13 protein-coding genes and 1 tRNA gene are annotated in these 12,310 nt (G+C 58.4%); 7 read left to right on the forward strand and 7 right to left on the reverse strand.

All coding sequences use genetic code 11. The features are described 5' to 3' along the window. The first annotated feature begins 179 nt into the window (after positions 1-179). From JNM85_09420 to JNM85_09430, 3 genes are all read left to right on the forward strand, one after another. Positions 180-1,178: a PEP-CTERM sorting domain-containing protein gene (locus JNM85_09420; protein ID MBL8088270.1), complete on the forward strand. Its 999-nt coding sequence runs from the start codon at positions 180-182 to the stop codon at positions 1,176-1,178. A 154-nt stretch (positions 1,179-1,332) separates the two neighbouring features. After that, a tRNA-Thr gene (locus JNM85_09425) sits at positions 1,333-1,407 on the forward strand. Positions 1,408-1,533: 126 nt separating this feature from the next. Continuing rightward, the gene (locus JNM85_09430; protein MBL8088271.1) at positions 1,534-2,145 is read left to right on the forward strand and encodes a hypothetical protein; all 612 of its coding nucleotides are present in this window, start codon (positions 1,534-1,536) and stop codon (positions 2,143-2,145) included. Between the two features lie 65 nt (positions 2,146-2,210). Here the strand turns inward: JNM85_09430 and JNM85_09435 are convergent, their stop codons facing one another. Continuing rightward, complete coding sequence (locus tag JNM85_09435; GenBank protein ID MBL8088272.1) at positions 2,211-3,503, reverse strand: phosphotransferase; 1,293 nt, start codon at positions 3,501-3,503, stop codon at positions 2,211-2,213. Between the two features lie 75 nt (positions 3,504-3,578). Between JNM85_09435 and JNM85_09440 the strand changes: the two genes are divergently transcribed. After that, entirely contained in the window at positions 3,579-4,184 is a 606-nt protein-coding gene (locus JNM85_09440) for a hypothetical protein (protein MBL8088273.1), read from the forward strand. Between the two features lies 1 nt (position 4,185). Here JNM85_09440 and JNM85_09445 read toward each other — a convergent pair whose 3' ends face one another. The 3 genes from JNM85_09445 to JNM85_09455 form a co-directional block, all read right to left on the reverse strand. Then, positions 4,186-5,142: a rhodanese-related sulfurtransferase gene (locus tag JNM85_09445; protein ID MBL8088274.1), complete on the reverse strand. Its 957-nt coding sequence runs from the start codon at positions 5,140-5,142 to the stop codon at positions 4,186-4,188. Positions 5,143-5,225: 83 nt separating this feature from the next. Beyond that, positions 5,226-5,375, reverse strand: a complete 150-nt coding sequence (locus JNM85_09450) for a hypothetical protein (protein MBL8088275.1) — start codon at positions 5,373-5,375, stop codon at positions 5,226-5,228. Continuing rightward, positions 5,375-6,208 (reverse strand): prepilin-type N-terminal cleavage/methylation domain-containing protein, encoded by an 834-nt coding sequence (locus JNM85_09455; GenBank protein MBL8088276.1) that lies wholly within the window; start codon positions 6,206-6,208, stop codon positions 5,375-5,377. The genes JNM85_09450 and JNM85_09455 overlap by 1 nt, the downstream gene beginning before the upstream one ends. A 224-nt stretch (positions 6,209-6,432) precedes the next feature. Between JNM85_09455 and JNM85_09460 the strand changes: the two genes are divergently transcribed. The 3 genes from JNM85_09460 to dnaN are packed head-to-tail and all read left to right on the forward strand — an operon-like array spanning position 6,433 to position 8,397. Continuing rightward, positions 6,433-6,978: a sigma-70 family RNA polymerase sigma factor gene (locus tag JNM85_09460; GenBank protein ID MBL8088277.1), complete on the forward strand. Its 546-nt coding sequence runs from the start codon at positions 6,433-6,435 to the stop codon at positions 6,976-6,978. Then, the gene (locus JNM85_09465; protein MBL8088278.1) at positions 6,975-7,259 is read left to right on the forward strand and encodes a hypothetical protein; all 285 of its coding nucleotides are present in this window, start codon (positions 6,975-6,977) and stop codon (positions 7,257-7,259) included. The genes JNM85_09460 and JNM85_09465 overlap by 4 nt, the downstream gene beginning before the upstream one ends. A 37-nt stretch (positions 7,260-7,296) precedes the next feature. Then, positions 7,297-8,397 (forward strand): DNA polymerase III subunit beta, encoded by a 1,101-nt coding sequence (gene dnaN / locus JNM85_09470; GenBank protein ID MBL8088279.1) that lies wholly within the window; start codon positions 7,297-7,299, stop codon positions 8,395-8,397. Between the two features lie 27 nt (positions 8,398-8,424). Here dnaN and JNM85_09475 read toward each other — a convergent pair whose 3' ends face one another. The 3 genes from JNM85_09475 to JNM85_09485 form a co-directional block, all read right to left on the reverse strand. After that, entirely contained in the window at positions 8,425-8,895 is a 471-nt protein-coding gene (locus tag JNM85_09475) for a MerC domain-containing protein (GenBank protein MBL8088280.1), read from the reverse strand. A 100-nt stretch (positions 8,896-8,995) separates the two neighbouring features. After that, positions 8,996-10,543: a hypothetical protein gene (locus tag JNM85_09480; protein ID MBL8088281.1), complete on the reverse strand. Its 1,548-nt coding sequence runs from the start codon at positions 10,541-10,543 to the stop codon at positions 8,996-8,998. Between the two features lie 219 nt (positions 10,544-10,762). Next, the gene (locus JNM85_09485) at positions 10,763-12,256 is read right to left on the reverse strand and encodes a hypothetical protein (protein MBL8088282.1); all 1,494 of its coding nucleotides are present in this window, start codon (positions 12,254-12,256) and stop codon (positions 10,763-10,765) included. Positions 12,257-12,310 lie beyond the last annotated feature (54 nt).

Here is a 12,310-nt window from a genome sequence, read left to right on the forward strand (position 1 = left end):
TGCGTCGCCGACGTCGCGCCTGAGACTGGGTCGCTCTTTCTGGATCGCCGAGGCGACGCGACGCGGACCGCCTCGGTTTTCTTCAGCTCTTGACGGTAGAACTTGACACAGGGGTGAGATACTCATTGAAAATTTCTCTGCCGAATCATCAATGATGAGTTAAACTGAATGACATGGAGATGAGGCAGCTTTCCGTTTTTGTCGTTCTCGGGTCTTTGACTACCGTTTCTATGGCGAGCTACGAGCTTGCGATGTTCACGAACGGATCCCTTGGGATCAGCCGATATGATCCGGTGAATCGGGTATCGCTTGGTACCTTTGGTACCAATTCTTTGGGGCAGTACTCAGGCCCTGTGATAGGCACCGACCCGCTTCGTCCAGGTCGGCTGTCCGTTTTCAATGGAGACGGTGCGGTACGCATCTTTAACTACAGCACGGGCATCTTGACGGGTCAATTCGGCACGGTGGATACCACGTACTATGGAAATGGTCCCCTGCGTTTCACTGCGATGACCAATGGCAACTACGCGATCACGGGGTACAGCGGAGCGTCTCCTGCCCAAAAGACTAGAATCTTGACGACCGGTGGTAGCCTGATCAGCACACTGAGCCCGTTCGGTTCATTGTACTTTCCCCTCTCCACGGCTCAGGGCACGGACAATCGCATCTACCAACTGGTTCGCTACGATCTTTCAGGAGGCAACTACGCTTACTACAGCTTTGTCTTTGATGCCGTTGGAAGCTATCAAGGGTACAACGATCTGGGAACCGTTGCCGATGCAAATGCCTACGGAAACGTCGTCGCGGCGAATGGCCGGGTGTACTACTCCTCCGGAGCGGGAACTAGTAGTCTTAACTTCAAGTGGCATCCAAATGGTGCTTCCCAAACTGTCTCCGGTTTGAGCGGATATAACTACTTCATTACGAACGGTTGGACCAATATGGTGGTGGGTCACAACGGAAACCTCCACCTTATCCAGTCCAGCTACAACGGCACCAACTATACTAATCGCTGGTACACCTATGATGCTGGAACCAACTATATGAGTGTAAATCACCAGATGGCTTCGACGGAGTACATCGGATCGCTTGCGATGGTGATAGCTCCAGAACCTGCGACCTGGGGAGCCCTGGCCCTCGGCTCGCTTGTCCTCATCCGTCGCCGCAAAAAAGGGTGAGATAGATAGTGCCGTTGATATTAGGGGAGGTGCCTTGCAACAGGTGCCTCTCTTGCTGCAAGGACCGTGTCTCGGACCCGCGGGCAGGGAAGTGAGCCTCGTACGGCCCCTTGAAGAATTGGCCGGACTTTGCCCATAATAAGGTTCGAAAACCGCCGATGTAGCTCAGTGGTAGAGCAGCTGTTTCGTAAACAGCAGGTCACCGGTTCGAATCCGGTCATCGGCTCCAGCCCATTCTTGCACCGCATTCTTCGCTTGCTGAAGAGGGCGGTGTTGTTTGTGTTCGGTGCCGCTGCAGGGAACTCGGTGAGTCTCTGCGCATTCCTGTAAAGTAGAATCAGGGAAGGAGCAATCTATGATCACCACACTACTCGCAAGTTCTGCCATCCTCTTGGGCGGAGTTACCGTCAAGCCGACCACTTGTCCTGTGATGGGCCATGGCGATGCCAACGCTTCCGTGTCCACTGTGGACTTCCGCAGCACCCGGTATTCGTTCTGCTGCAACGGTTGCCCGACCGCTTTCGCCGCGAACCCTGACAAGTATCTGAAGAACCCGGAGCTGAAGGGCAAGACCATCGGGACCTTCCTTTTCGACCCGGTAAGCCGCACTGCAATCACCGCCGGCACGGCCTCGGCTTCGATGGAGTACCAGGGCGTTCGCTATCTCTTTGGAAACGCCGCGAACCTGGCGAAGTTCAAGAAGAGTCCGGCGACCTACACCGCGATGCCCGCAAAGGAAGTTCTGCAGTGCCCGGTCGCCAATGAGAAGCTCAATGGCTATGCTGGCGCCTACGCGTACCAGGATGTGAAGGGCGTTCGCTACTTCATCTGCTGCCCCGGCTGCGTGCCGAAGTTCCAGAAGGAGCCGGCCAAGTACACGGCTGGCGTGGCGAAGCTGATCTCCGCGGCGAAGCCGTTCACGCTCAAGGCGGGCGAAGTTCCTGCTTCTGAGTGCGTCGAGAAGTAACTCAACCTCTCTGAACCGACGACGGCCCCGAAGGAATCCCCTCGGGGCCGTCTTGTTTAGATCGGTTAGGCGATGCTTGGACGCGCCGCGCGCGCGATGAGTTGTCGCGCTTCGCTCTCATAATCCATGAGCGATTGAGCGAGGGTGAGTTGCACAGCCGCGCGGGTGAGGTTGAGAATGCGCTTGCCCTCGGGGACGCGGAAGTACGTGTCGCCGCGCAAATAGTCGGTCAAGAATCGCGCGCCAAGCTCAAGCGTGATCGAGATCACCGCGTCAACCATCAAATCAACTTCTGCTTGGGAGATGAGGGAGCTGGCGCTCAAGAAACCCTTGGCCACGTTTTCGTAAGTGTCGCGGCAGACCTCGACCTTGCTGAGGTCGGACTCGCACTCGCCCGCGTGGTTGACCATGGACCGAACCATGTCCCCCCAGTCCGACAGCCATGTGCCGGGGACGATCGTGTCCAGATCGATCAGAGACTTGACCCGAAGCGTGTCCTTGCAGAAAAGGAAGTTCTCGATCTTCGTGTCGCCGTGAATCATCATGCGGCGGACGTTGCCCTGCTCCAAGTTGTGGAACAGCGTCATCGCGCGGCCTCGATGGGCATTGAGAAACTCGATCCACGGGGTCGCCATTTCGCGCCTAGCGGCTGCCTCTTCTGGCGAAAGGTGGATCATGTAGTGAAGACCCGTTGCTTCGCGCAGCTCCTCGCTCTCGGGGAGGTAGCTCATCGCTTGGTCAGGGCTGCGAACACCTTGCAAAACCGCATCGAGCTGAGCGAAATAGATATCGGTGTGCCGGTACCCGGGCAGAGGGCTCGCGAGCTCGGTCGGCATGGCCGAACTCAGGTCCCCGTGCAGCGCGAGGCCACGCCCCACCTCAAAAGCCACCTTAGTTCGCTGGTCTTCGGCGACTTCGCCCAGGCTCTTGAACGAAACGACGTCCTGGATCCGGTGCATGAGCCGCCAGACGGACCAGCCGTGCTCATCGCTAATGTCCAGATAAGAGCCACCTTGTCGATTCGGGACAAGGGTAATCGGTTCCCAGAACTCGGGTCGGTCGTTGAGTGCGCCGCGTTGCGCGGCGATACACGCCAGCATGGAGTCCATGACTCGGTACGGCCGAGTGAAGACGCTGCTGTTGACCTTCTGAAGCAGGAACTCTGAGCCGGTCCCATCTTTCACCCAATAGGTGTGAAGGTTAATATTGCCTTTCTGAGGGAAGTCGTCGAGATGGATCGGTAGTTCCACCTGGAATTGGGACACGATGTACGCCATGTCGTCCGGGGAATAGCTAAGGGTCCCGCCGTTGAGTGCCCGCGGCCGCGGGGGCGCATCGTGAATGAACGTTAAGGCCATATGAACCTAAGTTCAGAAAGTATACGCCATGGGGACACCGGGAAGAAGCGTATTGAAACCGGGTTTCGATTCTTCATGGGTAACCTCGCCCGCATGGAGCTTGTCGTCCGCGAAGGGCAGGGTGCTCAGTTGTCGATCAAATCGTATGCGTGGCAGCCTACGGAAACTTGGCGTCCAGACACTCAGGTGCTGCTTGCGCATTCGCCAGTGGGTGTGTTGGTTGCATTTGAAGTCCACGATCAGTTCTTGCTTGGACGGTATCAAGGGTACGACGATCCGGTCTATCAGGACAGCTGCGTCGAGTTCTTCTTCAACCCACTGCCTGGTCGATTGGAGGGGTATTACAACATCGAAGTTAACGTGTCTGGCGGGGTCAAGTTCAACTACCAGCGCAGCCGTGGTGTTGATCGCCGCACGATGCCGGAGGGGCTGCTACGAGACTTGCGGGTGGACCCGGGAGTGATCATCGACCCCGAGCACGGAGAACCTATGGTGTGGCGGGTGAGCTACGTCGTGCCGTGGGAGGCAGTGAGCTCGGAGGACAGCCGCGATTGGCGGGCGAACTTCTACAAGTGCTGTGAGGACAATTCGCATCCGCACTTCGGGAGTTGGTCACCTATCGAAACGGAATCGCCGGACTTCCATCGACCCGAGTTCTTCGGCACGCTCCGATTCGAGTGACTTACGATGAAAGCAGCGGACTAATTCGTGTCGCTGGCGCTCGCTTTCGCGCTCCCTTCGGCTTGGGGAGCTTCGCCCCTGGCTCACGGCGGAAATCGGCCTCCTGGCATGCGGGGCTGCATGACGCATTGCATTCGCGTTCGCACGCCTCGCAACAGGCAAACAGCCGATTGCACTCGACGTTGAGGCAGTTCACGTATCGCTCACAGGGCTGGTTGCAATGGACGCAGTGGGTCAGCGGCTGGGCGTTTTCGGTGCGGTTGATCGGCACGGCGATACGGTCGTCGAACACATAGCACTGGCCGACGAATCCCTTGCCCTGAACTTCGGGGTCTTGGCCGTACGTGACAATTCCGCCTTGAAGCTGCCAGACGTTCGTGAATCCTTCCATTCGCATCCAGGCCACCAGCTTCTCGCAACGGATTCCTCCGGTGCAGTACGTCAAGATCTGAGCGTCCTTGGACTCGGCTAAGTGGCTCCGGATCCAGGCGGGGAAGTCGCGGAAGTTCTCGACCGGCGGGCACAGGGCCCCTTCAAAATGGCCGATATCGGACTCGTAATCGTTCCTACCGTCAATTACGATCGTGCCAGCTTCATGCAGTCTGCGCTCAAATTCGACGGGAGACAGGTGGTTGCCGAACGCATCGGCGGGTGGCTGCTCACCGAGCGAGATGATCTCGGGGCGAACTCGGACGAAGAGCTTCTTGAACCGGTGTTCGACGTCGGCGTCCTCTTTGAACACCATGGTCTCGAACCCAGCCTGCGCCCATAGCTCGGCCTTATAGGCATCGCACGCTTCGGCGGTCCCGGAGCACGTACCGTTGATCCCTTCACTGGCGACGATGATACGCCCGCGCAAGCCTAGGGATTGGCACAGATTGAAATGCTCATCGCGAAACCGCTCGACATCGTCGATCGGCGCAAAGTGATAGTACAGCAGGACGCGATAGTCACCCATTCGATCCTATTATGAAAGAAGTTCAAAGCACGTACGGCCCACCCTGACGGATGAGCCGTACTGCGCGTCGTGACGATGCGGAGTTACTTCTGCTGGCTTGCGCCACCGGGAGTCCCGGAGTAGTCGCCTTCGTTCACGCTCTGACCGGCCTTCGAGTCCCCTTTGCTGCAACCAGCGAGGGAGACCGCGAGGGCCATCGCGAGGATCCAAAGAGCAAGAGTCTTGTTCTTCATTAGAATCCTTGTGCTTGACTGTCGTAGCCCGTCGGACACGTGGTCGTCGTCGTTGCTTCGGGCTTGGTCTTCGCAGCGGGAAAAGCGGCCATGTAGAGGCCGTTTGGTCCTGCGCCGGAAACCGGATCGTTGCCCTTGGTCAGCTTGGCGTACGCAGCGTGCCCATCAACGTAGTTGAAGTTTGCACCACCGGCGTAACCGCCGCCATCGATGCCGCCCCAGAACTCGTAGCCCCACTGCCATGAACCGGCCGGTGGCTTGCTGACGTTCCAGACGAGGTCGGTCGTCGTGGCGTTGCGTCGGCAGGTGCTCCAGTTGTACCAGTTGGGTGACGGGCCCATCAGGACGGTGCCCGCGACGTTTGGGATGGCGGTCTGCGAAGCCGACTTTGGAGCGGTAACCGGAGCGTCCGAGTGCGTGATATACGCATTGAACGTGTAGGTCACGCGGTAGAGCCGCGAAGCGGTGGTGTCGGTCAAGCTCGTTGCGCCTGGTCGCCAGTAACCATCATCTCGGTAGAGAGTCTGTTGGTTCGATGCGTCGGCCATGATCTGCTTGTTCTTGATGAACGGTTGCAGCCGGTCAGCCCAGTGCGGGCCCATGTCGCGGCCGGATCCGCTGGCGAATGGGATGGCAGGGAAGCGGTCGTCGTCGCCGTCAATGTACATCATCGAAGCCAAGCCTATCTGCTTCATTCCGCTCAAGTCGGCGGTCTTCTTTGCAGCGTTCTTCGCCTGTGCGAAAACCGGGAAGAGGATGGCAGCGAGGATTGCAATGATGGCAATGACAACGAGGAGCTCGATCAAAGTAAAGGCGCGTCGTCGCGGGGTCATGATTTCACCTCAATATATCAGGATGCCGGAATTATGCGGCCTCCTACATATTAGACGCTTGTTGGCCTGGCATCGTTGGCAACGGTTGCGGGGTTCGCCTCAATCTTGCACGTGCAACTGCCAAGTGTACGATTTCAGCACAATGGCCCGGTGGCACCGGTGCTGGCAATTCTCACGGGATATAATGAACGGCGCGTCGTTTGACCGACCCGCAACGTCATCTTATGTCGAGCGATCAACTGCAGGACACACTGGCTGAAAAGCGGTGGCTCAGCGCCTTGGCCAAGGGGGATCCCCAGGCCTTGGGTGCGATCTATGAGATGTACGGTGAGCGGATTTTCCGCTACGCATATCGAATGCTGAGCAACCGATCGGATGCCGAAGATGTCACTGCAGAGACGTTTTTGCGGGTCTTGCGACGATCGAGCGAGTTGCGTGCCGATGGCGCGTTTCGCACTTGGATTTTTCGGATCACCCGTAATCTGTGCATCGACAAGATGCGGCAACACAAACTGATTGAGTTGCCACCCGATGCGCAGTACAATAGTTCGGAAGACCGGACGGCTCTGCGGCTGACCGTGCAGCAAGCATTGCGCGACCTGCCTGCGGAATACCGTGAACCGCTCGTTCTCTGTGACCTAGAAGACATCTCTGCCAAGGAAGCGGCGGAGGTACTGAATATCAGCGTACCGGCGCTTAAATCGCGCTTGTACCGGGGCAGGAGAGCCCTAAGAGACAAACTCGGAGGAACGCTAGAGCACCGACCATGAAGAATCTGTACGACAAATTGGTTGACCTCTACGCTGGTGACGAGTTGCCGGCCGAACTCAAGGAAGAGTTGGAAAGCGCGGCAATGAAAGACCCTGCGTTGAGTCACGAAATGACATCCCTGAAGCTCACTGTGGATGCGCTACACAACGCGGATGACCCCAATTTTAACGAGGAATCGTTCCAGCGCGTCTTGATGAAGATGTATGCGCGGGGCGCGACTCTCGAAACGCGCGAGCCCGAATCAAATCCGTGGCAACTCAGATTGCCCTTGAACGGCTAACGCGATCGTATCCTTCTAAGGAGATCCCTGAACCCACGTGAAGCTCGAAATAAACCGCAAAGACATCTCCGATGCGTTGACCCATGCCGGGGCCGCTTCGACGACCCGCTCGGGCGTGCCGCTGTTAAAGACCGTGCTCCTGGAAGCATCAGACTCGGCCTTACGGATGCTGGGATGCGACGGCGAGATGTGGGCCGAACGGACCGTGGCCGCGAACGTCCACCAACCAGGGAAGGTTTGCGTCGAATGTCAGGTGATGCAGCAACTCGTTGGGGCACTCCCCGATGGCATGGTCGAGATCGAGACCGTCGAGAATCAGGTGGTACTTCGTCACGGGCAGTCTGACTGGAAGCTGATGCCCTACTTGGCGGACGACTTCCCGCCCATTCCCGAGAACACAGGCACCGCAGAGCTACGACTTCCGATGAAGAGCGTACGCGAAGCCGTGGATTCAGTCTCGTACGCGGTCGCCGATGATCATTCTCGTCCCGTGTTGACCGGAGTGCTCATGCGATACGATGGCGCGCGGCTCACCCTCGTCGCCACCGACACGCACCGGCTCGCAGTTCGGCACATCGATCGCGAAGGGATCGGATCGCACGTGGACGCCATCGTCCCTGAGAAGGCGCTTAAGGCGGTGAAGTCCTTGCCGCTGAGTGACGACGATGAATTGACCATTCAGTTTGACGAGCAGCGACTGTACGTCGATGCGGGCTCCGCGAAAGTGGTTTCGATGCTCTTGATGGGCGTCTATCCCAATTGGGAGCGCGTCGTTCCGAGCGAATTCACGAGGTCTTGGACCTTGGATCGAGAAGAACTGATGTCGAACGTAAACCGCGCCATGATTCTGGCGCGCGACAGCGCGAATCGCGTGCGCTTCTCTGGTAACGGCGAGATGATCGTCATCTCTGCGCGCAGCGACGAGAAGGGCGAGGCCAAGGAAGAGGTTGCCACGATCAGCAAGAACGGCGACATCGACATCGCCTTTAATGGTCGCTACGTCCTGGATGCGCTCAAGGCGATGAAGGGCGAGGGGATCTGTGCCGAGCTAACTGAATCCACGCGGCCTGCCGTTTTCCGACCCATCGACGAAGTGGGTGAGCAGTTCTGTGTGATCATGCCGATGGCGCTCAGCTAAGACCCGGAGGCGAGATTGGGAAAGCCGTCAATGCGAAAGCGTTGACGGCTTTTTTGCGACTTCGTGCATGTGCGCGCATGCATGCGAGCAAACGTGAGCACGGGCCAGTCGCAGATTCCAGACGTGGAAAGTGACGAGCAGAACGCCGCCCAAAACTGAGGCAAACACCTTGGCGATGTGTCCCGCTTGCGTTGGGTGAGACACTGGCCCGTGAGAGTGGCCGAAGAGGGTGTGCGCTCCTACGATGAGGCTGAGGCCGAGCACAAAAACGATGGCCGGCTTCCAAGAGTGGTGTGCGCGGATGCCCCGAAAAATGGCCATCGGGCCGACGACGAGCGCGATCCCGAAGAAGAGCACGTCGGTCCACGTGCTCGAGAGGAACGACAGTCCTACAAATGGGAGAATGCTCGCGACGAGGCCAAGCAAGACGCAATGGATGGCGCAGGCGGTGCCTGCGATCATCCCGATCTTGTCAGGGTCCGCGTAATGCTTCCTCATAGTTCTATTATTGCATCTTTATTGCAGAAATAGAACCGAGCAAAAGAAAGTGGGTCGGACCTTCAAAAAGTCCGACCCACTGCAGTCCTCAACGGACGAGTTAGAAGTCGCCGTCCTTTTCGTAGTTGTCGTTCAGGATCAGGTAGTCGAAGAAGTCAATGGTGGTGTCACCAGTGAGGTCTCCGCCTGGGTTCGTGTCGTAGGCCGACTCGCCCTGGCTCGCCTCGTAACCTGCGTTCAGGATCAGGTAGTCGAAGAAGTCGCAGGCCTTGTCGTCGTTGCAGTCGCCGTTGATGAGCGTTGCGTTGACGGTCACCGGCGATCCGCTGAGCGAAACGCCGCCCACCAGCTTGCCGAGCCACAGTCGGCCCTTGAAGTAGATGCTTCTCGTGCCTGATGCGGTCGTGGTGAACGAGTATGCGCCGCTGGTCGAGACGGACACGGTCTTGGTGTCAACCACGGTTCCGCCATTGCGGACTTCTACCGTGAAGTTACCGGGAACCAGCGGGCCTGCAAACCCGTTGAGATTTAGGGTTCCGCTAACCGTCGTGGAACTCGATCCAGAGGCGGTGATCACTCGAATACCGCGCATGCGCGAGTTCGTCTGAACGGCGCTGTCCGAAGTCACGATCTGGCTGAACGCAGACGCTGCGCCCGTGTCGGTCGCGGTGAAGATCTGTGGTGCGGTCGCTGCGCTGGTCACGTACAGGACGTTGTTGTTCAGGGCATCCTTCTTCAGGGTGATGGCTCGGACGCCGTTGGGCAGACCGGTGTTCATCACATAGTCCAAGACCCAGGTGCCTGCCACGAGGCTGTACCGTCGGACGCCGCCGCCCGAAGCGGTCGTGCGCTCGTCCGCGAGGTAGAGTCGGCTCGTACCGTCGAAGACGAAGTCGTACGGCGGGTTCGTACCGGTCGCAGTGCCACCGAAGGTGGAATCCGGGAAACCAGGGAGAACCGTGATCTGCTGGCCACTCGTGGTCGGAAGGCCGGTGCCTACGGAGCTCACACCCTTGTACACATCGGTCCCAGCAACGATCGTGCTCGAGCAGACGTAAAGCTGGCCGTTGTAGACGCCGACGACGCGAATGTTTGTCGGGATGTCATCCAGCTGGGTGCTCGTGCTGGCACCGACCGCAGCCGATCGAACGCCGCCCGTCGTGAAGACGCCTGAGGTACCAGCGGTCCAAACCGTCGTACCGTCCGTGACAGCCGATCGGAAGTTGCCCGCGTCGTACGCGTCCGTCAGGACGGTCGAAAGGTTGACCGTGCCCGCGTTGTTAACGAAACCGACGACGCGGGCGTTTGTGGCAACGTTCGTTGACGCGACGGCACCGGTGCCTTCTTCCGCATCGTAGCCAGCAAAAGCGTAGTTTCCGTTGAGTGCACTGAGGAAACCTTCGCTCGTGGCGGTACCGCTGTTAACCAGCTTCGTCGCCGCGCCCGTGTAGTTGATCGGGAACGACTGAACGAGCGTACCGGCGGGGGTGTACTCCTTCAGGATCACGCGCGTACCGGCGGAGTTGGGTGCGCTTGCATTGTTGTCAGCACCGAGCTGAACGACGAGTAGGTTGCCCGGGGTGAGCGGGGCGGCGATTGCGCTCGCAGCCGCAAGGCTGGCAAAGGCTAAGCTGTAAATCTTTCGCATGAATTCCTCCAACTGGCATAAGAAAAGCGGCGCAAAATTGCCCACTCTTCTCTTACCCCTCTATTGTGAGGCATCTTGGTTAAGTTCGAATTAACCAGTTCCTGCTAGAAATACGGGTTTTAGGCCACGAAGTGGATGATCCCCGCAAATGCTCCAGATGACACGAGAAGCGCTCCATGCATGACTATGCATGGAGCGCTCATACGATCGCGTTTGGTCTTAGTTATCGCCTTCTTTTTCGTAGTTCTCGCTGAGGATGAGGTAGTCGAAGAAGTCGATCGTTGCGTCCCCGTTCAGGTCGGCCATGGCATTCGCCGTATAGGCCGCTTCGCCGAACAGAGATTCGTACCCATCGCTGAGCTTGAGATAGTCGAAGAAGTCGACCGAATTGTCGGGGACGATATCCCCGTTGAGCACGGCCGGGTTGAGGGTGACGGTGCCGGAGATGGTTACCCCGGTGACAAGCTTGCCCAACCAGTGGGAGCCGCGGAAGTGCACGTCATAGACACCCGCCGGAACGTCCGTGGCGAAAGTATAGCGACCTTGGCTGTCCACCGGAATCGATCCGGAATCTTTTACGACCCCACCTTGGCGCAGTTCGATGTCGAAGTTGCCCACGGGCACCGCGCCCGCGAACGATCCAATGTTGATCTTGCCTTGGACCGTTGTGCCGATGGGGCCCTTAATCTTGACGCTTTTGAACTGAGTCGTGCCAGCGCTGGTCGTGACCAGCGAGAAGGGGCTGCCCAGGCCGGTATCCACGCATCGGTAGATGCTGTTCGTACCTCCGCTGGATTCGCTCACCGCGAAGATCATGGGTTCGCCCGCGCTCGTGGAGCCTACGGCAATGCTGCGAACTCCTTGCAAGGTAGGCAGCAGCAGGTCGTAGCTCACGGCATAGGTGGAGCCGTTCCAATCGTAGCGAGTCACCCCGTGACCCGGAGATGGCGTCTGGTCGCTCACGTACAGAGTCGTCGGGCTGAAGAAGCCGAAATCGGTCGCCGAAATGGCGAAGTCGGGGAATCCAGGCTGGACCGCTCCGATGGCCACGGTGGAAGGCATGCCGACGCCGAACGAAAGGATGGCGGTCGAGTTGCTCCCGTACAGCTGGCCGAAGTACGCACCCATGGTGCGTCCTTGGCCGGTTGACAAGATCGAAGAGCTCGTCGCACCCTTGAGCGCAGTTCGATAGCCAGCGCCGACCGCAACGGTGATCGGGCTCGCTTTGCCCGACATCCAGATGCGGCTGCCATCGGTGACCGCGCCGTAGGGGCCAGCGACCCCCGCATCCTCGCTCGGGAAGCAGTTCGTGATCCGGGTCGTGAGGTCTACATTGCCGCTAGGATCAATGACCGCGAATGTTCTTCCAACGACCGTCGAGTTGGTCTTGGAAATGTTGGCGGTTCCGGCAGCGGCGTCAAACCCCGCAATGCAGAAGTACCCGTTGAGGTAGGTGATCATCCCTTCGAAGGGATTGTTTCCAGAAATCGTCAGCTTGTTTGAACCGCCGGTGCTTGGGAGCGTGATCGTTTGCACCAAGGTGCCGGTCGAAGTGAACTCCTTAAGCAGGACGGCGGTCGCCGAACCGTCAAGCGGCGTTGTTCGTCCGTTCGCGCCGACTTGGACGGCAAGGATGTTCTTTGCACCGATCGGGGCAGCATTGGCAAAGGGGACAAGCGTGGCCATCAGGGCCAAAAATGCGCATTTTCTCATAAGGGTTCAGGACTCCTAAGCTGGGACGTCGTCAGCGGCGACCGAGTTCGAAGA

Origin of the sequence: Chthonomonas sp., from assembly GCA_016788115.1 — a bacterium.
Taxonomy (GTDB): Bacteria; Armatimonadota; Fimbriimonadia; order Fimbriimonadales; family Fimbriimonadaceae; genus UBA2391.